This window comes from Enterococcus sp. DIV1420a (genome assembly GCF_051712165.1).
Taxonomy (GTDB): Bacteria; Bacillota; Bacilli; order Lactobacillales; family Enterococcaceae; genus Enterococcus; species Enterococcus faecalis.
This window is the reverse complement of record NZ_JBIOOI010000001.1, coordinates 1,948,068-1,969,032: the sequence shown is the minus strand read 5'-3', so window position 1 is coordinate 1,969,032 and position 20,965 is coordinate 1,948,068. Positions and strand designations below refer to the sequence as shown.

General features: G+C 37.4%; 20 protein-coding genes and 2 pseudogenes. 1 reads left to right on the top strand and 21 read right to left on the bottom strand.

The window, feature by feature from the left end:
- Positions 1 to 49: 49 nt before the first annotated feature.
- From ebpC to ebpA, 3 genes are read right to left on the bottom strand one after another with little or no spacing between them, the layout of a single operon-like run.
- Positions 50 to 1,933: an endocarditis and biofilm-associated pilus major subunit EbpC gene (gene ebpC, locus IGI80_RS09880; RefSeq protein WP_438723343.1), complete on the bottom strand. Its 1,884-nt coding sequence runs from the start codon at positions 1,931 to 1,933 to the stop codon at positions 50 to 52.
- On the bottom strand, positions 1,930 to 3,360 hold the full coding sequence (gene ebpB / locus IGI80_RS09875) for an endocarditis and biofilm-associated pilus minor subunit EbpB (RefSeq protein WP_438723341.1): 1,431 nt from the start codon (positions 3,358 to 3,360) through the stop codon (positions 1,930 to 1,932). The genes ebpC and ebpB overlap by 4 nt, the downstream gene beginning before the upstream one ends.
- Before the next feature lie 3 nt (positions 3,361 to 3,363).
- On the bottom strand, positions 3,364 to 6,828 hold the full coding sequence (gene ebpA, locus IGI80_RS09870) for an endocarditis and biofilm-associated pilus tip protein EbpA (protein ID WP_438723449.1): 3,465 nt from the start codon (positions 6,826 to 6,828) through the stop codon (positions 3,364 to 3,366).
- 174 nt (positions 6,829 to 7,002) lie between these two features.
- On the opposite strand from ebpA, the gene IGI80_RS09865 reads away from it, so the two are divergent.
- On the top strand, positions 7,003 to 8,424 hold the full coding sequence (locus tag IGI80_RS09865; RefSeq protein ID WP_438723340.1) for a helix-turn-helix domain-containing protein: 1,422 nt from the start codon (positions 7,003 to 7,005) through the stop codon (positions 8,422 to 8,424).
- Between the two features lie 185 nt (positions 8,425 to 8,609).
- Here the strand turns inward: IGI80_RS09865 and IGI80_RS09860 are convergent, their stop codons facing one another.
- The 18 genes and pseudogenes from IGI80_RS09860 to galE all read right to left on the bottom strand — a co-directional run bounded on the left by IGI80_RS09860 (position 8,610) and on the right by galE (position 20,955).
- Positions 8,610 to 9,005 carry a DUF805 domain-containing protein gene (locus IGI80_RS09860; RefSeq protein ID WP_002358131.1) on the bottom strand — a complete coding sequence of 132 codons (396 nt, stop codon included), beginning with the start codon at positions 9,003 to 9,005 and terminating at the stop codon, positions 8,610 to 8,612.
- A 70-nt stretch (positions 9,006 to 9,075) separates the two neighbouring features.
- On the bottom strand, positions 9,076 to 9,789 hold the full coding sequence (locus tag IGI80_RS09855) for a DsbA family oxidoreductase (RefSeq protein WP_002365483.1): 714 nt from the start codon (positions 9,787 to 9,789) through the stop codon (positions 9,076 to 9,078).
- Positions 9,790 to 9,928: 139 nt separating this feature from the next.
- The gene (locus IGI80_RS09850) at positions 9,929 to 10,375 is read right to left on the bottom strand and encodes a GNAT family N-acetyltransferase (protein ID WP_002390030.1); all 447 of its coding nucleotides are present in this window, start codon (positions 10,373 to 10,375) and stop codon (positions 9,929 to 9,931) included.
- Positions 10,376 to 10,744: 369 nt separating this feature from the next.
- Positions 10,745 to 10,987, bottom strand: coding sequence for a hypothetical protein (locus IGI80_RS09845; protein WP_002358134.1), 243 nt, complete (start codon positions 10,985 to 10,987; stop codon positions 10,745 to 10,747).
- 70 nt (positions 10,988 to 11,057) lie between these two features.
- Complete coding sequence (locus IGI80_RS09840; RefSeq protein ID WP_002391595.1) at positions 11,058 to 11,489, bottom strand: universal stress protein; 432 nt, start codon at positions 11,487 to 11,489, stop codon at positions 11,058 to 11,060.
- 52 nt (positions 11,490 to 11,541) lie between these two features.
- On the bottom strand, positions 11,542 to 11,847 hold the full coding sequence (locus IGI80_RS09835) for a hypothetical protein (RefSeq protein WP_002358136.1): 306 nt from the start codon (positions 11,845 to 11,847) through the stop codon (positions 11,542 to 11,544).
- A 17-nt stretch (positions 11,848 to 11,864) separates the two neighbouring features.
- Positions 11,865 to 12,062, bottom strand: coding sequence for a hypothetical protein (locus tag IGI80_RS09830; RefSeq protein WP_002363671.1), 198 nt, complete (start codon positions 12,060 to 12,062; stop codon positions 11,865 to 11,867).
- Positions 12,063 to 12,133: 71 nt separating this feature from the next.
- Positions 12,134 to 12,523 (bottom strand): hypothetical protein, encoded by a 390-nt coding sequence (locus tag IGI80_RS09825; RefSeq protein ID WP_002358138.1) that lies wholly within the window; start codon positions 12,521 to 12,523, stop codon positions 12,134 to 12,136.
- Between the two features lie 4 nt (positions 12,524 to 12,527).
- On the bottom strand, positions 12,528 to 13,850 hold the full coding sequence (locus IGI80_RS09820; RefSeq protein ID WP_002386016.1) for a Y-family DNA polymerase: 1,323 nt from the start codon (positions 13,848 to 13,850) through the stop codon (positions 12,528 to 12,530).
- 145 nt (positions 13,851 to 13,995) lie between these two features.
- On the bottom strand, positions 13,996 to 15,150 hold the full coding sequence (emeA, locus tag IGI80_RS09815) for a multidrug efflux MFS transporter EmeA (RefSeq protein ID WP_002358140.1): 1,155 nt from the start codon (positions 15,148 to 15,150) through the stop codon (positions 13,996 to 13,998).
- Between the two features lie 192 nt (positions 15,151 to 15,342).
- The gene (locus IGI80_RS09810; RefSeq protein WP_325814714.1) at positions 15,343 to 15,783 is read right to left on the bottom strand and encodes a GNAT family N-acetyltransferase; all 441 of its coding nucleotides are present in this window, start codon (positions 15,781 to 15,783) and stop codon (positions 15,343 to 15,345) included.
- Between the two features lie 48 nt (positions 15,784 to 15,831).
- Positions 15,832 to 16,344 carry a GNAT family N-acetyltransferase gene (locus IGI80_RS09805; protein ID WP_025188867.1) on the bottom strand — a complete coding sequence of 171 codons (513 nt, stop codon included), beginning with the start codon at positions 16,342 to 16,344 and terminating at the stop codon, positions 15,832 to 15,834.
- Between the two features lie 56 nt (positions 16,345 to 16,400).
- Positions 16,401 to 16,709 (bottom strand): hypothetical protein, encoded by a 309-nt coding sequence (locus IGI80_RS09800; RefSeq protein ID WP_325814713.1) that lies wholly within the window; start codon positions 16,707 to 16,709, stop codon positions 16,401 to 16,403.
- Between the two features lie 27 nt (positions 16,710 to 16,736).
- Positions 16,737 to 17,054: pseudogene (locus IGI80_RS09795) on the bottom strand (hypothetical protein); the annotation flags it as partial.
- Between the two features lie 160 nt (positions 17,055 to 17,214).
- A pseudogene (locus IGI80_RS09790) lies at positions 17,215 to 17,440 on the bottom strand (AAA family ATPase); the annotation flags it as partial.
- Between the two features lie 9 nt (positions 17,441 to 17,449).
- Positions 17,450 to 18,454: a LacI family DNA-binding transcriptional regulator gene (locus IGI80_RS09785; RefSeq protein WP_002358146.1), complete on the bottom strand. Its 1,005-nt coding sequence runs from the start codon at positions 18,452 to 18,454 to the stop codon at positions 17,450 to 17,452.
- Between the two features lie 6 nt (positions 18,455 to 18,460).
- On the bottom strand, positions 18,461 to 19,951 hold the full coding sequence (galT, locus tag IGI80_RS09780; RefSeq protein WP_438723447.1) for a UDP-glucose--hexose-1-phosphate uridylyltransferase: 1,491 nt from the start codon (positions 19,949 to 19,951) through the stop codon (positions 18,461 to 18,463).
- Between the two features lie 14 nt (positions 19,952 to 19,965).
- Positions 19,966 to 20,955, bottom strand: coding sequence for a UDP-glucose 4-epimerase GalE (gene galE / locus IGI80_RS09775; protein WP_002361578.1), 990 nt, complete (start codon positions 20,953 to 20,955; stop codon positions 19,966 to 19,968).
- Positions 20,956 to 20,965 lie beyond the last annotated feature (10 nt).

The window sequence follows — 20,965 nt, the reverse complement described above, 5'->3', positions numbered from 1 at the left end:
TGGCCCAGGCTCTTTGTTTTTCTAAAAATTTCTTCGGTGATGCTAGAAATTAAGCATTTTCTTTTCTACGTCTAGCAAAGTAGACTCCTGCAATAAGTAGCAAGACTGCGCCACTTCCTAAGTAAACGTAGATTCCTTTGCCACCTGTTGAAGGTAAGGTACCTTTGTGTTTGTTTGGTACTTTTTCTGGTGAAACTAGGTTTTCTGTTGTGCCATATGATTGTTCATTGACCACAAATTCAATCCGATTTGTTAACAAGACATAATCATCAGGAGCTACAGTTTCTTCTAAATAATAGGTACCGTATTTAAGCCCTGTGATATCAACTAATCCATCAGCCGTTGTTGTAAAAGTAGTTGCTTCAGCTTTTGTTTTCACCCAAGTTGCTGCTTTCGTTGTTTCATCGATTTTCAAATAATTTGCTGTGTCGCTGTTTTGATCACGGACGACAAAGGAAGCTCCCGCCAAGGCTTGTGTCGCTGTCACATCGCCATCGACTTTAATGAAACGTTTCCCACCTGTCACAACTTCAACAGTTGGTGGTGTTTGGTCGTCGGTATGACCGTTATCAACATTCGCCTCATTTTTAAAGCCTTTCGTAGGATCTGCTTTTTCATTTAAATGCATAAAGTAAACGAATTTTAGTGTGCCGCCTGGTGTTAGCGTAGGAATATACGCTGGATTAACGGCGACAGTGAAGCCATTTGCTTGTTCAGTCACTTGATAATTTTCAGGAGCGATCATTGTATCCCCATCATATAACGCATAGGCATACTCTCCAGAAGTCACGTTATCAAAAGTTAAGGCTGCATCATGTTTATCAACTAAATTGAATTTGACGTATTTATTAGCGTCGCCTTCTTTGTCTGCAATCCCCAATGGAATATTTACAGAAATTTGATATTTAATTTTTTCGCCAATTGCCACATCTTTACCATCTAAGTTTGGTGTTGTTTTATCAACTTTAAAGGTATCATTTTTGACTGTTTTTTCAACAGGTGTTTGATTGTTTGCTTCAATTGTAAATGGTGTTTTTGTTTGATTTTCAATTAATTCTGCATTATTTGGAGCTTTTACTTCTTCTAAAATATACGAACCAACCTCAAGATTTTTAACTGTTAATTCTCCCGTTCCATTCTCTGCTTCTGTAAAATCATTTTCGCCAATTTCATAACTTTTCCCAGTAATAAAGCGTTTTGCTTGTTCTTTATCCGTTGTCCATGTATATAATCCATCTTTGACTCCTTGGATATATTTTACTGTGCCTGGTGAGCCTTCGCTTTTGGAAATAACAAATTCTGCACCATTTAATCCTTCATTTTCAGCAGTTCCTACTTTTTTCACATGTAAACTACCATCATTGGCTACCACATTTTTAGGATAAATATGAACAATCGCTAATTCTTCTGTTCCATATTTATAGGAACCATCTGCTTGCTTGATCATTTCGTAAACTGGGAACGCCACCACCATATTCGTAGCAGCAACTACACCCTCTTTTGGTTCTTCTTTAATGGTATACACTGCATCTTTACCATTTTGTTTTTTAGGTAACTGAACAGTGACATTCCCATTTGCATCGGTGGTTCCTTGAGCAACAGGTTTCCCAGGAGTTAAACTTTGGACAGCTTGTTTAGCTGCATCGACGCTTGCGCCTGCCGCTCGTTGCTCGTAAAATTCGCTCGTCACGTTATAAATACTAAACGTCACATCTGCCAGTCCTTGATATTTATCAAACTCGCTCATTTCTTTCCCGCTATTTTGAATAAGCGGATCTGGTAAATCCGTCATTTTCTTTTTGTGAATCACGAGCTGTGCGCTCTCCCCATTTTCTTCTGCAAATGCAGTTGTTGTCCCTAATACACTCGTGAAAAGTGGCAAAATTAGTAACAAGGTACTAACGGTGTACCAAACTTTTTTTAATTGCTTCATTTTCTCTCTCCTCTTTTTTGTTTTTGATAAAATAGCCAAATGACTACCAGCCCAATGATTAGCAGGCCTGCAATCGTCAACCAAATAGAACGTTCTTCATTTGTTTTTGGTAAGAAGCCTGACTCTTTTACTTTTTTATTGATTACATGTAACGGTGCTGTTCGTTGTCCGTTCGTTGCATAAGAATTTTTTTCCACCGTAAAAGGAATTTCTGTTTGATTCAGAAGATAACCTTTTGGTGCAGAGATTTCTTCTAAGAAGTACTGGCCATCTTTTAAGCCTTTAACTGAAAATTCACCGGCTTGATTAGACGTGAATTTTTTAGCTAATGCTTTTTCTTTTTGCCAACGATACCTGTTTGCTGTTTCATTGAGGTATTCCCCCGCTTGATTTTTGACGATAAAAGCAGCCTCTGGCAAGGTGATTTTCGCATTTTCACTATCAACTTTGACAAAAGACTTGCCGCCTGTACGAACTGCGGCTCTTTTAGTCAAGGTATGCTTGTCCGTGACTAATTGTCCTTCGTTGTTAATCGCAGTGTCTGGTTCAGCGGTCTTTTCTAAACGCATTTGATACGACACAGTCATTGTTTGATTTGCAAAGTTTTGTAAGTCTTTAATTGAAAAATCAAGCGTAAATCCATGCTTTTGCGTCGTCAGTGTGTAACCTGTAGTAACTGTTTTTCCAGCCACTTTTACCTCAATTGATTCTGGTAAAAGTGTCAACGTTGTATCCCCCTTATCTGACAAACGGAATTCCTGATATCCTAAAATATTCGCTGGAATCTGAGTCGTTAACTGATAGTTAATGTGCTCTCCTTGATTAAAGCCTTGTTGCTTATCGAGTACCGTTTTTTCAAGTGGTGGTAAGTCATAGGCATTTTCTTCATTTTTTGGATATAAATGAATATGCGTTAACGATTGCCCTTGTGGATCTTGAACAGGCAAAATCACTACTAGGTTGCTAGCTTTTTCCTTTACCACTTCCGGTGCTTCCGCTTCAACAAATAAATAGGCTTTATCTCGTTGCTGCGAATCTTTGCTAGCTAATGAAAAAGAAACCACTCCATCTTCTCCATTTATTGTCTGTGTTTTATCTTCTGCGATCGGTTTTCTATTCATTGCACCGGTTTCTGCTAATTGACGCTGTGCCTCTTGGACCGTTTTTCCTTCAGAACGAAGCTGATAAAACGGATCCGTCACATCATAGACTTGATAAATGACGTCATTTAAGCCCCGATAATTTTGAAGCAGCGTTCCCTCTTCCCCTGTGTTTTGCTGCTGTTCTGGTAATTGACCATCAGGGAACAATAATTTGTGCAACGTAACTTGAACGCTTGCTTGCGATGCTTCTGCTAATGCTTGCTGTGAAAACCCGAAAAGAGCGAGTAGCATGACGCAAATACTTAACCAACGTGCGTTTTTCATCGATTACACACTCCCTTCTGGTCGTCTAATAAAGAGATAAACACCCGCTATCACGAATGTACTAATCGCTATCAAGTAAAACCACAAGCGTCCTATGCCACCAGTTTCAGGTAAAGGAACCTTTGCTTGGTTAGTAACATCTAAAGTAATTTGATTATTCTTCTCTCCAGAAATTAAAACATCTGCTACTTTTTCCCCATCTATCGTGACTGAACCATCTTCGCGAATTATTAATTCGATTGGTTCTTTTAACCCCTGATATCCTTCTGGCGTAAAGGTTTCTGTTAGGACATATTTCCCTGGTTTTAAGTTTTCAAAAACAAAAGTATCCGTTTCTTTGCCATCTTTTGGTAATTCAATATCCGTATCTGGTCCTGTTAAACGGAATTTCGCTCCTTTAAGTGGCGTCTGATTATCGGCTTTTTTATGAACCATTAAGTCAAAAGGTTTCAAATGATTTTGATGTGTCAGTGTCCATTCTGGCGCATTTTCTTCAATATTTTTGCCTGCATAGTGAATTTCCCCATATTTATCAACAGTAAATTCATAATTTCCAGCAAGAGTGTCGTATCCTAATGGTCCTGATTGTTCCACCATTCGATACTCACCAGGTTCACTAATTTTAAAATAGCTCAATCCTGCAGTATCTGTTTTTTGAGTTGCCACAGTTTGGTAACTTCCTTGAGCATTTTTTCTTTGCAACGCAAAAGTCGCCTCTGCTAAGTTCACTTGTTTGCCATTTTGCATGGTGTATTTTCTAATTCTGATTGGCAAAGAAGAAAATTTATTTTCAATTTCCAATGGAATAACTTGATTTGTGGTGGTCACTTCTTGTCCATCGATGCTTACTTTGCCTTGCTCATTCACCTCAATTTGCCAAGTCGTTTTCTTACCTAACTCATGTCCTGCAGGTGCTTTTACTTCAGTTAGTATATAGCGTTCCCCTTTTTGTAGGCGCACATCTTTTGGCAAGGAATAGCTACCATCTTTATTGTCCACTAATGTTGTCTGAACATTTTTACCACTCAATTCAAAAACGGCTCCCACTAAGTTTTTCTCACCTGAGGAAGAATTTTTGATTACTTTTAAATCTAATGGCTTGAACTGCTTCGTGTTTTTCCAAGTAGTATCGTCGATTTTTTCTTGACTGTAACCAGGAACTGCTAATTCACGGGTTGTTTGATAATTGAAAGCTTGTCCTTGATTGTTGTATTGGGGAAGTCCAAGAACTTCTTGATAGCTTTCATCCGCGGTTTTGGAAAGTTGGGTTACATTTTTGCGCTCCCAACTATTGCTGGTATCATTTTCTGGTTTTGATAATTTAATATACCCAGTTTGCCAGTTGGCTGTGTCAGTTACTTGCTTTCTACTAATTTCATAAATCACGTTATCTGGCCGACTTATTGGGTCTTGATCATACTCTTCCCAGATTTTTTTCACGTTTAACTTCACGCCAGGTGCTTTTCCCGAAGGAACCCCAAAATCAACTTTTTCAGGGGCCGTGGCTAATGGCTGAAACGTTGTCCGACCATTCATTTGATACCAAAAATCAGGTTTGAAGTTTTCTGACTCTGTTTGAATACGTACTTGATAATGAATTTGAATTTCTTGCCCTTTACCCAAATAAATCTCATTACTATTAATTGTAGCGCCTGTTAGCGACACTTCTGGTAATGTTTGAACCTGAACAGGACCCACACTTTTCATTGATAATGTATTTGGCTCGTATTTAAAAGGTTCAGCAATTGGATCAACTACTTTTCCGTTTACAACCGTTCCTGAAATCTGAACGGCTTTTTTCGCTAAATAATCAGAAATGTCTGGTGCATAATCCGCTGATTCATAATAAAGGTCTCCATTTTCATCGGCTGACACCATCTCACGCATTTTATCTTCAACTTGTTGTTTAGATAAATTAGCTCGTGGATCGCTTTGCAATTGAATGCCCAATCCATGTATTTCAATCCCACGTTGTTTTAAGGCCATTGCCTCACCTATCGTGGCGATAAACGTACTGTTAATCCGTTTATTGATATTGTTTTGATCTGGCGCATTATAGCTACCAGAGATATAAGAAGTGCTACCTGGTTGATCTTGTCGATTCGTAAATTGTGTCCCGTAAAAGCGACCATCCGCCTCTGTTTGAACTCGACTCACTTTATAAGAGAAGGTTGGGACGCCATCCGTTAAAAGTACAATGACTTTCTTATGTCCATTTGGCGTTGCTAACATATCACCAGCATCTCTTAATGCTTTTTGAGTGAAAGTTCCTCCTCTAGTGCTACTTGGCGTAATATTTTTAATTGGATTTTTGACTGTATCAAACGGCCCCATTTGAATGGCGTTGTTATTATAACCGTCACTTGAGTAGCCAACATAGCCCATGTTGATGTTATTGGTAATACCGCTATCTGCCAATGTATCAACAAAACGGTTCACTCCTTTTTGAACTTCACCAATCCGATTGTTTTCATTCATACTTCCGGACCAGTCAACGACTAAGACCAAATCCAATGGCGTGATTTCTTTTTGAACATTTCCACGCACATTAAGATATACATCAAAAAGCCCTGGTGTTGTTGTTTCTCTAGCATATTTTCGGATGGCATAATCGGCTTGGTCTCCTGTACCGCCATACTCAATATAAGAATTTGTGCGATTAGTAGGGTCCCCATTCCAACTCGTTTGGCCATCCCATTGGGCACCACCATCTTTATTCCCTTGATGGTTTAACACATTTTGATTGCCTGTGGGCTGCCAATTAGCTGTCGGATAAGTCCCAGAATTATCCGTCGTGTATTGTGGTGCAATTAAAGGCAGTGCCAGATTCGCTCTCAAAGTAGCTGGCGCCATTCTTGCTTCTGCAAATGGATTGGTTACCTCTTCTGTTGCGGTCGGCTGTTCTGTTTTTTCTGGAGCCGAATCATTTTTGTTAGTTTCTTTCGTATTTTCTGGTACAGTTATTTTTTCTGGTTCAGTTGATTCTTTAGCAGAATCCTCTACTGTTATTTTTTCAGAAGTAACTGAAACATCATATTCGTTGTTTTCATACAATAACTTAGGTGGCTGAGCTGTTTGAAGCGAACTTTGCTCAACAGCTAACGAAAGCTGTACCGGCTTTTTTACTTGTGCGTCCAAAGTCAGATAAAGCGTACCATTAGTCACTTGGTAAGAATATCCGTCTTTTTCAATTACAGCAGTATCCATGAACTGTGCATTTTTCAATTGAATTTCTCGTTGTAATGGCTGCTCTGTTTGGTTGAGAAGATTTAACTCGATATTAATATTCGTTTTATCATTCTCATCTGTTATCATTTGAGCGGATGTAATTTCAACTTCTTTGGCTGTTTCTGCATAGCCAATGAGCGGTATGAAATAGGATGAGACAAGTAAAAAGACTACGCCGAAAACCCCAAATTTCTTTAGTAATTTAATGTCTGTTCTCTCCTTTCTTTTATGAATTAACAGTTAAATTAGAATTGCCTAGCACGTAAAATTTCATTATTCTAATCTGATAATTATTATACAGAGAAGGAGCTCATTAAATCACACCAGCTTTCATACCAAGCGGTTTCATTTCTGAAATTGCGTTATTGTTTCGATGATTGTTTCATTAAAGTAAAGGACTTGGGAGGAAACAATATGATTAGGTTTTTAGAAAAAAATTATCGGAAAATGGAAGAAATCATTCGTGTCTTATCCATTTCTGATAAATGGATGACTAAAAAAGAACTTGCAAAATATATTGGTAGTTCTGAGTCTACTTTTATTCGTTATATTGAGGAGATTAAACAGCGTTGGGGCGAAAGTTTAACCATTAAAACATCGCATAAATTAGGCTATCGTTTAGAAAACTTTAATGTGTCCTTATATTTAAACGTACTGACGGATATGGCAAAAACGTCAACGACCACCCAATTGCTCCATGAATTTATCCAAAATCCTGGCAAAACCATCGAATATTATTGCGATACCATTAATATTAGTCGCTCTTCTTTTGCTCGAAAATTGAAGCAGTGTAATCAGGTCTTGGAAACTTACTCTCTTCGCGTTATCGTTGATCAAGGCTATCAATTAACTAGCCAAACAGAAGAATTGCCTTTACGTATTTTTACGACCTTTTTCTTTTTAATGTATTATGGTCATTATGAATTGCCTTATCAATTAGATAAGCAGGAAATCAAACAATTAATGCGCCGTAATCAATGCCAATTAAATATTATTAGTATGGATAACAGTTATGAACACGATTTCTTTATTATGTATTTTATTGTTGATTTATTAAGAGAGCATCAAGGATTTCAACAACGTTTCAAGAAAAAAACAGATAAAAAGAGTCCGATTAAAATGGAAGATTATCTTTTACTCAGTCGTCATTTTACTGGGCTCAGCCGTGAAACCTATCGGGAAGTTCTCCGATATTTTCAAAGAGGCGCTTTTCAGCAATACTACTCCGAAGACCAAGAAGTCATCAGTCAAAGAATACGTGAAAATTTAAAATTTAATGCTTTTTCACAGATTGAACAATTAACAGAAGAAGTCGTCGACTTCGCTGTTCACTTGTTAACCTGTCTTTATTTGTTTTCTCAATTAGTGCCTTTTGACACCTCCGAATTGACACAAAGGGCCACCTTTTTCACTCGACAAATTCATTTTACTCAGCTTCACTTATATGCACGATTAAAAGCAGAATTGCATTTCTTTTCCGCTCTTTTAGAAACAAATCTATTAAACTATTCATCTTCTTATATTTTTTGGTTGCTTAATACTTTTCCAGAAATTAACCAGAGTTTCGACTCAAAAAAGATTTTGATTATTAGCGACATGGGCCTGAATCATAGTCAATATATTGGAAACTATGTCCACGATATTTTAGCTTTGCATCGGATTCGTTCAAATACGTTAGCAATTACGGAAGAACAATTAGGTGACCATCGACTCGAAGAATTTGACTTGATTATTACCAATCAACCAATTATTGAAACCAGTGTTCCAAGTATTTTAATTAATGATGCTATCTTATTTTCTAACAAAAGAGAATTGCTCGATTTATTAAACTTTTAACGTCTTAATGGTTTTCCCTATCTACCAAAAAGATAGCCCTTTTAGCAAGAACCGCGTAATGTGAGGTGCCATCATACAGAAGATATTTTTATTTTTCTGAAATAAAAAAGAAAATAGGACATAAGTCGAAATGACTTATGTCCTATTTTCACTCTTAAGATAATCAGCTAAACGAAACCAGCAAATTAAATTTCTGATTGATTCACTGGCCATCTTGTGTGACTTTTACTTGGCAAAATTAATGTAATGAAGATCACTAAAGTACCGATAAAAGGAAGTAAATAGAATAAAATCCACCAGTTACTGTGGTCGCGATCATGCAATCTTCTTGCTCGAACAGTAAAGTTTGCCAACCAAATTAAAGCAGTCAGCAAGAAAAAGATAATGGTCACAGTATTCCATTCTTTAATGATTGTTCCATCATTGGGTGTTACTTCAATATATCTGTAAACGCCCGTAATTGCTGAATAAATCCCTAACACCAAATAATTAATTAATTGTGGCCACCAATATTGTGCTCGTGTTGCTGACGCATTCATTGTTGTAATATTATTCCAGTATTCTCTATACGCGTTAAACATATTATCACCCCCGCATTAACTATTACAGAAGTCTTTCGTTTTGTCAAAGAATAACGTTATTTTATGCTGTTTAATGACACGTCCATGTGCCTTCCTTAAACTCACACGAAGCTGACTCTTCAGAAGAAGGAGTCAATGAAACTAACGGTTGCTGTTGTTTTTCTTCTGCGAGAATTTTTTGAATAGTTTGGCTGATTTGCTGTTTCGGTACTGCACCATTAATTAAATATTTTTGATTAATGATTAGTGCGGGAACTCCTTGTAAACCATAAGCAGAAGCTAGCGCAAAATCTTCTTGAACCGCCGTCCAAACAGCCTCGGAAGCAACAGCTTCTTTCCATAAAGCAAAATCAATCGTTGTCTCTTTTACTAGCTCCTCAATTACTTCTGGCTCTTCAATATTTAAACTTCTCATAAATAAACCTTCTTGTAACTTATCAAACAGTAACCAATAAGTGTCTTGGTTGCCAATGTATCCAGCTGCTTTTGCTGCTAATAATGCATTCTTTGATGTTGGAAAATCAAATCGTTGCTTCCTCATCCCTTCAATATTAAAACGATGCTTTGAATCGTTTTGATTGGCATGCACCCAATGCGTCAAAACTTCTTCTTTTACTGCTGATCGTGAGCCAAACATTGTTTCAAAATCGTTTGCTGACCATCCCAACGCAAACGACCGATGAATCAATTCAATTTCAGGAAATTCTTGTTGAATCTCATGCATGCGGTCAGACATTGGAAAACAAAAACTACAAATAACATCATGGAAAAATTCTATTTTCATCCTTACCCTCCAGTAACTCTTTTTTCAAAACAGATTGAACTAAATTTACCATTTTACTTACTAAAAGTAAACAAATGAAGCCAATTAAAAGAAAAAGGTGAAACAAAATGCGCTGTGGCTTTTGTCTCACCTGTTCTATCTACTTATTCTGATATGTCCATTCCATTACCCGCTCACCATTCGTATCTAATTCACCATTAAATACAAAACCAAGTTGTTGATACAACCGAATTGCTGAGCTGTTCGTATCATAAACACTCAAGTATAGCTTGTTTGTTTGGTATTTTTCTATTAGCATTAACATTAAAAGTCGACAGGCTGCTTTCCCATAACCTTGTCCTTGGAACCGTTGATCAATTAAAAAGCGGTCTAGCCAAACGCGCCCATCTTGCCAACGTCCATACATGGCATAGCCGATTAATTGATTGCCGTCATAAATACCTGCCGATTCCCATTCTGGAAATTGGTCCGATTCTTTTAGATTTTCTGCCATTGATTCAATGAAGGTTTGTTGTTCAGCGAAAACTTGTAGGTTTTCCACTGCTTTACGATTATCGCTTGTTACTTTTTCAAAATGTATTTCCATTGTTTTCACCTAATTAGTTATTATTTTCTGCATACTTGTATTCTTTCTTGCTTCTTATTTTAACATACTTATTTCCCTTTGCTTTCTCTAACTTTCTGTGATTATACGTTTCTCTTTTTTATGGGAAATCTTCCCTATAAATGGAGACTCTTTTCAAGAGATTTCTTTTTACACCACCCGTTTCAAATGATATAAATGATATATAGAGTGTTTTAACTATGTGCAACATGATTAAAAGTTAACTGTTGGGGAGCAGTTAACTTTTTCTTTTTAACCACAAAAGAGAGGATCCGCTGTGAGAAATAACTGCAGTGGATGCTCCCTTTTGTATATTATTTATTTACTAGCCGATAGTTGAAAACTTTCCCGTTACTCAGTAGTATCGATTTTGTCTTCTTGACTATCTAAAGAACGGTCAACTTTTTCGTCATAACTTTCCATGGAATTTTCATTTTTATGTTTCTGCTTATCGACCGTTTTATCGACTTTTTCTTTCTGTCGATCAATTGTTTTTTCCATCTCTTCGCCAGCCGAGGTACAACCACTCAGTAAAAGGAAACTTGTGAATAAAAACGCTGACAAGATAACTGTTTTTCCGATTTTTGTTTTCATAAACTCACCTCTCGTTTAATTTAAAAAAACGTCCCGATAAAACATTGTTCCCTTGATTATTTACTCACAATTAGCGAACGACTAAGACATTGCACAAAGCATGGTTAACCACATAATCTGTAGTAGAACCAATCAAGGTTCGTTGAATAGCACCTCTTCCCGTGGCACCTAGCACAATTAAATCTATGGCATAATTTTCAGAAATCGTGTTGGCAAGATAACGTTTTGGGCTCCCAAGCTCAACAATTTTTTTGACTGTTTTTACACCAATTTCACTCGCTTGTTTTGCCTTTTCAGTGAGCATCTCTTCTGACTTGTGTTTTTCTAAATCATACAATTCTTCAAAAGAAAATGGACTCGTCGTAAATTCAGCATCATTAATAATTGTAGCTAAATAAAGAGTGGCTTGTTCCTCTTTGGCAATCCTGACAGCTTCATGAAAAGCTTTTTCAGATTGATCTGAGCCATCAAGAGCAACCAAAATATGTTGATATACTGACATTTTATCCGCCTCCTTAACCAAATTAAGAATCAAAACTAACACAACAGCTGTGTTACATTTTAGTGGCTATCTGTTGTAATTTTTCCACGGTTAATGCTTGATAATTTGTTTCTTCAAGTAGTCCCGTTTGAATTTCAACAGAAACATCTTCCGTACATGTTTCTAAAAACATTGTGGCATAATCAAACTGTTGCTCTAAGAATGTTTCATACTCCAGTCGACAACGTAAAAATTCTTTCGCGGTATCTGAAACATGTAAACACATGCGGCGCTTATTCGCTTTCTTGGTTATCACAAAATAGGTTCCTTCTAAAATCGTGGTAATCTCTTCAATAATATACGCTGCATCTTTTACCATTCCGTCAATCCAGTCCTTTATTTGTTTTCAGTGTCGTTGCCTTTTTCTTTGTCGTCACTTAACAGCTCTTTAATTTTTTCACGATTGTCGTATAACTTTTTTCCTACGCCCACTAAGGCGCCGCCTGCCAATAACTTTGTTAAAAAGCCGCCATTTGCGTTTGTTTTTTTGCCATGGTGTCCTTTTAAATGATGTCCCATCCTAGCCACCTCCATAATTTTTATTTCTATTACCTATGAACATTATCTCATATGTTTTCACAAAACACACGTATAACAATAGTTTTTTAATCAAGGCTCGACCACTTTGTAAACTCATGACTTTTAATATGCCGAATCTCTTCAAATAAAATATGTGTATGTCCAACTTTTGCATACTCCATTGAACTCATCCCTTCAAAAACACCAACAATTGGCGGTTGAACACGGCCAAAATCATCCAATGTATTCAATTGGATTTCTAAAACCTGGTTATTTTTTAAAGACTGCTCTAAGTATTCTTCAATTTCTTCTGTTGTCTGTTGCGGTAAGCGTTCAAACGCTCTCTTAGAATATTCGTCAGAAGCTTCGATTCCTTCTTGTAACTCCCCCAATGCAAAAGCGGTCGCCCATTTCAGTTCAAAGGGCCGATCATGGTACTCATTATAAGGTGTAAATTCTTTTTTTGTTCGTTTCATGATGTTATCCTCCTAAACCGACATTTCCTCCAGCATGTCCACCGACTAATCCTGAACGATGAATTGCCGTCGCGCCTTCCAACAAAGAAGAGGCGTGAATTAAAGCTTGAAAGCCAAATTTTTGTCGGATTTTATCAATCAGATAGTTTAACTCCATTTCACTAATTTGCTCTTCTGGTTCCGAAAATAAATCTAATTGTAAAGATTCATTCCAAACTAATTTTCCATAAGAAAGCCCTAATTGCCGGACATCGGTTCCCGCTAGATAATGTTCTCTAAAAAGGGCTAATACATAGGTAATCAAAACTTTTGTATTGTTTGTTGCAGGAATCGTTTGTTGTTTTCGCCAACCAGTTCGTCCTTCACGGTCAATTTGTCCTTTGGAATAACCAACGTAGACTGTGATACATTCCGTTTGACAATGCGCTTTTCTTAAACGAGCAGCCACTTGTTCTGTCAGTTCCTTTAAGACTAGTTCAATCTGATCTCTTCGCGCATAATCTCTCGGTAAAATCTGACTATTCCCAAATGATTTTTCAGCTTTATGTGGTGCTTTTTTCCCTAAAAAGGTACGATCAATCCCCCATGAATGAGCATACAATTGAAGCCCCATCACGCCAAATGTTTCTTGTAAAAGATGCGGATTCGCTTGCGCTAACTCATATACAGAATCAATTCCTAAACGATTCAGTCGTTTAGCCATTCTGCGACCAATCCCACAAAAATCTGTCAAAGAAGGCAACTGCCAGACAGTATCTGGTACACGATCATACCGCCATTCTGCAATAAAATCTGGCGAATGTTTGGCACCATTGTCCAACGCCAATTTAGCCAGTAACGGATTGTCCCCTATCCCAACGGTCACATAAATACCCACATGATTATAAACGACTCTTTGGATAATCCGAGCCATCTTATAGGCGGTTTCACAATGAAAATAACTTAAAGAAGCCGTTACATCAAGAAATGATTCATCTACACTAAACACAGAGTGATCTTCATCTGCGACAAACTTTTTATATAAATTATTGATTTCTTGATTTTTTTTCATGTACAAATTCATTCGTGGCGGAACCACATATAAATCAGGATGAGCGGGCACTTGATTTTTACGCGTAACATTTGAAACACCTAAAACTTTTTTTGCCATTGGCGATGCTGATAAAACTAATCCCCCCGCATTTTCGGCATTACTCATCACTACTAACATCGTTTTCAACGGATCTAACCCACGTTCTGCGCATTCTACACTAGCGTAAAAACTTTTGCAATCAATACAAAGAATATCGCGACTAGGTTCTTTTTCATAATCAAATTTCACAAACATCACCTCACTTGCAAAACCATTATGCGAACAAACGTTCGATTAATCAAGCGAACACTGTTTATTTTTTTGTTTTTTTCAAGAACGGTCGGTGATCAAAAAAAATAAGTATTCGGAATTTTTATATTCCAAATACTTATTTTTTCTTTTACATCTTATTTCGATTTAAAAATAACGATAAAAAGCCCGTTCCTAACAGAATTACTGCTGAAACATAATAAGGGAAAAAGTGATTGATATCAAATAAAGCTCCTGCTGCCATTGGTCCTAAAATATTACCAAAACTTGTAAATGTCGAATTTAGTCCGTTGATGGTTCCTTGTTGATCTCCAGCATGTTTGGATAAATAAGTAGTTACTGCTGGTCTAAACAAGTCAAACGCTAAAAAGACAATAAACGTTGAAAATACAACAACTAAATTATTTTTTGTAAAGGCAATCACGGCAATAAAAATGGCACTTGCAAAAAAGGTTAATTGGATTAAACCCATTTCACCTATTTTTTGGACGATTGCATCAAAGAAAAACAACTGACAAATCAACGCTAAAATACCACTAACCGTAATCACGATTGCTATTTCACTTGTGGTAAAGCCAAAATTAATAGTCGCCATAATACTATAAATAGATTCGAACGCTTGCAGGCCAAAAGAGGAAATTAAGATAATCACAAATAATGAGGTAAACATTGGATTTCTTAAAATATCCATAAATGAACCTTTTTTCGCTTCAACAGCGGCTAAAATTCGTTTCTCTGGCTCCTTCAAAACAGTTAATGTCAAAATAAAACCAATAAACGCTAAAAATGCGGCCGCAAAAAATGGAGCGCGAATACCTAAATAAGCAATAAAACCACCAACTCCTGGTCCGATAATAAAACCACCACTAATTGCAGCTGACACAAGTCCCATCGCTTTCGGACGTTCAGAAATCGTGGTCATATCTGCCACAAAGGCTGTCACTGACGGCATTAATAAAGCGGCGGCAATCCCACCTAAACCACGAGAAATATAAAAACCGCTTTTCGCTTGGGCTAAACCAAATAATAACTCAGAAATTGAAAACACCAACATACCCGTCGCAATCATTTTTTTCCGACCAATTTTATCCGAAAGGACACCTGCGATTGGCGATGTGATTAATTGGGCAATCGCAAAAATAGAAATCATCATTCCCATTGTGGTACCAGAAAAATGCATTTCTTCTTTTAATTGGGGAATTACGGGAATGACTAGGCCTACGCCTAGAAAAACAAGAAATAAGTTAGAAATTGCTAAGTACATCATACTATTTTTTTTCGTCATAATTTGCCTCCTCCATAAAAAAACAGCCATCAAAAATGGCTATTTCTGTTTCTTTATATGTACTTTCTTTGACAGTGTTTCGGCTGAAACACTCGTTGAGTCATTGAGATACATTTTACACTAATTCACTGAAAATTTCACTAGTTTTTACTTATTTTTTTAAAGGAAATTGTTATTTTTTAAAGACATAACTTAAGTATCCAAGTATTTAATGAATCGCTTTTGTTTTTTATCAGAAACATAGCCAATGTGTTCATAAAATTGATGTGCTGCTGTACGCTGTTCCCCTGAATTTAAGCGAATCGCAGACAAGTTATACTTTTTAGCTTCCGTTTCTAGGTTCATCATTAATTGTTTGCCAATTCCACGGCCTTCTTCTTCTTTTGCCACTGCTAATCCCAGAACGTTTAATAACGTTTGGGAATAAATTGTTTCATACAGTTGCGCATGCACATAGCCTAAAATCTTGCCTGTCTTCGTTTCTTCATAAACATATAAAAACTCTCTGTCACTGGCTAGTAGTAATTTCTCAATCTGTTTACAGGTCACGTCAACGGGAACTTCATAGCCCAATTGTTCTTTATTAATGATAGTTAACGCCGCTGCATCTGTTGGCTTCATTTTTCTAATCAAGGGTAACACCCTCCTAAATGATATTTATAGAGTATTACTTTGGCTACTCTATAGTTTTTTCGATAAATAAAGAACTAACGCATCATCATTAACACACCGTTCGTTTGGTTTCAGCTGCTTATTTTGAAACCAGACTCCTGAACCATCTGGCACATATCCTTGTTTGATATATAATCTTTGCGCTGCACCATAACCAGGATGCAGGCCTACTCCCAAAGAAACAGTATCTGCATAACTTTTGGCAACATTTTCTGCACGATTTAATAATAACCGCCCCACTCCTTGTTTTTGAAATGGTAAGAATACATTGAAATCAGCTATTTCAGGATATAAATTTTTAAAAGGTCCTTCCTTAGCTAATGGAAGTAACGTCACATAACCTAACAGCGTTGCCTTTTTCTCCGCTACAAAAACCGTTCGTTGCTTGACTAATTGTTCTTCTAAATAGTTCATTAAAATCTCTTGGCGACTTGGCCAACCTTGTTGGACAAATTGAGTATCCAGCGCTAAGATATCTTTCTCTTGCATTTCTCTAATAACCACTAGCTCAGACATCAGCATTTCCTCCCGAAAAGCGTTTTCATTTTATAAAACGAAGCGAATAATTCTTCGCTCCCTTATTCATTTTCAAAACCATCGAGTTGATAATATTTGGGCAAAACAGCAACACATGTTTTTTCTGAATTAACAGCAATAACGAACCCTTGCCATAAGGACCACGTCACCGCTTCACCTAATTTCTCTTTCACTCGTTGAATCATTTCAGCTTGCGTTAAGTCTCGTGCAGGAAAATGTTGAACTTTATCGTTACTGATTAAAAAAATAAATGATTCTGAAAAAGCTGTCATGACTTCAGGTGGTAAATTTTTTAATCGTTCTTGGTAATCCATTGAAACCACTCCTTCTTTTTTATCATACCACAACATCCATTTCTCTAAAAAGCGCAGCACTTACTACTGAATATCTGCTAAAATTTGCCTGATAATCTGCTTTTCAGACAGTTGTTCAGATAACCGCTGTTCTCCCGCAAGCCCTAAATAATCTTCTGGTAGCCACCAACGTTTCATTTCCACGACACCAAATTCTTGATTCTTGTTTCTCTGGCTATGTCTTTTCAACGTTTCTTCAAAAGAAATATCAAAATAATAAACCTGAACGTTTCCTTCAAAGAGATGGATTATTTCCTGAAAAAAGGAATGATAAATGGCTTTTTGAAAAATCCCTTCAACAATCACATACTGGCATTCTTGATAACCAAAAGCCAGAGGTCGGGACAGGAGTGTTTAGCTTCAAGAAATAAGAATAAATTTCCGAAAGATGCTTTTCGTCTTTCGAGGAATTTCGGCTTATTTCCGAAGAAGCTGCTCCTCTCCCGCCGTTTATCTTAAGATTCAAGTCTAAGAAGGTAAGTCGTTTCGACTTACGTCCAAAAGACTGTTTCATCTTTAACACGAAGCATTTCTCTGCGCACCACATCTTGAGAAATCAATAACGATTGTTCTTTAAGACACTGATGAAGCGCTTTAGCTATCGTTGTTTTACCACTACCAGAATTACCACGTAAAATAATTAATTTCGGTTGCATCTGTTTCCCTCCATTTTCTTGATTGTTGAAAACCAGCACAAAAGAGCAAAAAACTTGGAAAAAACTCTCCAAGTTTTGCTGTTATTTTGATGAATGTTTCGTTGAATCTCGCTGAATGAATTCCGTTCCGACAATAATTTTTCTAGGAACTGGTGGGGTATTCAAGCATAACTCTTTCATTGTCTCAACGGCTAGCTCACCCATCCATTCAGTATGAACTTTGACTGTTGTTAATGTGGGTGAAACATATTTTGCGACACTAATATCATTAAAACCAATGATAGAAATATCTTCTGGCACACGAATGGCTGCTTCTTGTAACGCCCGCATCGCACCAATTGCCAACGTATCACTTGCAGCGAAAAAAGCGGTTGGACGAGTGTCCGCTTCTTCAATAAAGTCTTTCATCGCTTGATAGCCTTCTTCAACAGAAAAAGCTGCTTCGACAACCCATTCTTGATGATAAAGGTCCAGATCTTTTAAGGTTTCTTTAAAAGCGACAAAACGTGGATCAACCAATGCCACGTGGGACTCTTTCGTATATTCTTGCCCAGAAAGCATACCAATTTTCTGATGCCCTTGCGCCAAAAATTCTTGCACAATTGTTTTAACACTTCCAGCAAAATCAACAACAATGGAGTTTTGGCCAAAAGCCATTGCATCAAAGTCTACAAATAGAAGAGGTGCGCCTAAGGCGGCTAAGGCCGCCACTTGCTTTTCATCAAATTTTCCTAGGGCAATTGTCCCATCAAATCTTTTTTGAGACAGGTTTGTCAGAGATTCTTTGACTAAAAGAAAACCCAATTCCTCTGCCCGCTTTTCAACACCTAAACGAATCGATAAATAGTAAATATCATCCAGTTCTTCTGGATCGCTGAACCATTGGACAAACCGAATTTTCTTTTTGCCTGCTTGTTTTTTTCTGGCTCGCTTTTTATAATTTAACGTTTCTGCTGTTTCAAATATTTTCTTCTTCGTTTCATCACTAACTGATAATGTTTCATCATAGTTCAAAACTCTCGAAACTGTCGCTGAAGAAACACCGACTTGCTCTGCTATATCTTTAATGGTTACGATGTTCCTCACCTCAAATTAATCATTTTCAATACATTGAATAAATCGTTCAAAAGCACGACGGCCTTCTTCGTCACGTTTAAAGACACCGGCATCTGTTAAAATTTGAACAAAAATTGTCCCAATTCCTTGTTGGATCACTTCTTTGACATTGGCTTCAGTGATGGTTTGCTGACTGAGTTCATCCGCCCAACCTCGATGACTTTCAGCAATTTGATTGGGTTGCTTTAATAAATACTTTTCGACTTCTCTTAATTCTCGCGCCAGCCTTGGTGGCAAAATAGCTAGTCCCATTACTTCAATTAAGCCAATATTTTCTTGCTTAATATGTTGTACTTCTGGATGTGGATGAAAAATGCCATCTGGAAATTCCTCCGAAACATTATTATCTCGTAAAACTAAATCCAATTCAAATAATGACCCTTTGCGTCGAGCAATTGGCGTAATCGTATGATGCGGTGTGCCATCTTCTGAATAGGCCCGAACTGAGACTCGTTCATCAGAATAATTGCGCCATTTGGTCAAAATTAATTCGGCCGCCTCAACTAGTTCCTCTTGACGATCACTTTGAAGACGAATCACAGACATCGGCCATTTTAAAATACCAGCAGTTATCTCAGGATATTTTTTCAAAGAAAATCTTGTTTCCATTGGTGCTAAATCCATTGGAAATGTATGACGTCCTGCTTGGTAATGATCATGAGATAAAATAGAACCACCAACAATTGGCAAATCTGCATTAGAGCCCACAAAATATTCAGGGAATAACTCCGTAATTTTAAGGAGCCGCTGGAACGTTTTTTTCTCGATTTTCATTTCTCGATGTTGTTGGTCCAAGAAAATCGCATGCTCATTATAGTAAGCATATGGCGAATATTGAAAGCCCCAAGCTTCGTCCTCTAAATTTAGTCGGATAATCCGATGGTTTGTCCGTGCTGGATAATTCACACGGCCATAATAGCCTTCATTCTCCATACATAACATACACGCTGGATATTTTTTTTGACTCATTTTCTTTTCAGCCAAAATTTTTCGAGCATCCTTTTCTGGCTTCGATAAGTTAATGGTAATTTCTAGTTTACCATAGGGTGAGTCCATTGGGAAAATAATATTTTTGGCGATTGCTTTCGTTTTAATGTAGTTATTCGTTTTACATAACTGATAAAAATAATCCGTTGCTTTTCGTGGAGACTCTTGATAATAATCCATAAACTTCCGATTAATGATGGTTGGGGTCGGCGTAATAAAATCCATTAACTCCGCTTCTAGTTGTTCTGCTTCCGTAATTGAGTCATCGATTTGGTGATTGGCTTGTGCAATGTTTAAAAGATGTTCCACCACACGCAACGGTTCTTGCTCACAAGCAACCGCTTCTGGTTGTTCAAAAAAATCACAGCCAACTAGTTTGGCAATCCGATTCGTCAAATAATAGCGGTCTGTTTCCGTCCAATCGCCATTTTCTATGATTATCTCTACAAATGCAGCAATCCATTTACTACTTTCTTTCATCATCTGATGTTCTCCTATTCATTATAGCCTTGAGGATGTTTCACATGCCATTGCCAAGCGGTGGCGATAATATCCTTGACCTCAGTTACTTCTGGTTGCCAGCCTAAAACTCGTTTGGCTTTTTCACTAGAAGCAATTAACGTACTAGGATCCCCTGCTCGGCGTGGCGCGATTGTTGCAGGAATTTCTTGGCCTGTCACTTCGCGAGCAGCATCTAACATTTCTTTAACAGAATAGCCGTTGTTGCTTCCCAAGTTAAAGACGTCACTTTCGCCGCCATTTTTCAAATATTCTAAAGCCAAAATATGTGCTGCAATCAAGTCTTCAATGTAAACATAATCTCGAATGCACGTGCCATCTGGTGTATCATAATCATCCCCAAAAATACTTAGCTCTGCTCGTTGGCCTAATGCCACTTGTAAAATAATTGGCACAATATGCGTTTCTGGCGTGTGATCCTCACCAATTGAGGCATCTTTTTTTGCTCCTGCAACATTAAAATAACGCAAAGCAACATATTTCATTCCATAAGCGTTGTCGCACCATTTCATGATTTTTTCCATCATTAATTTACTTTCCCCATACGGATTTTTAGGATTCGTTGGGGTTTCTTCTGTAATAGGCATTGCTTTTGGTTCGCCATAAGTGGCCGCTGTGGAAGAAAAAACAATATGTTTCACTCCGAATTCTTGCATGACTTCCAAGGCAATTTGAGTGCCGTGAACATTGTTATTGAAATACATTAACGGTTTCTCCACGGATTCTCCTACTAAAGAATTGGCCGCAAAGTGCAACACCCCTTCAATTGATTCTTTTTCAAAGACGCTACGTAAAAAAGCTTTATCACGAATATCGCCTTCATAGAAAGTCGCTTGTTCATGAACTGCTGAACGATGTCCCGTTAATAAATTATCAACAACAACAACGGCATAGCCTTTTGAAATTAATTGATCGACGGCATGTGAGCCGATGTAGCCTGCGCCACCTAATACTAAAATAGACATTTAAAGCCTT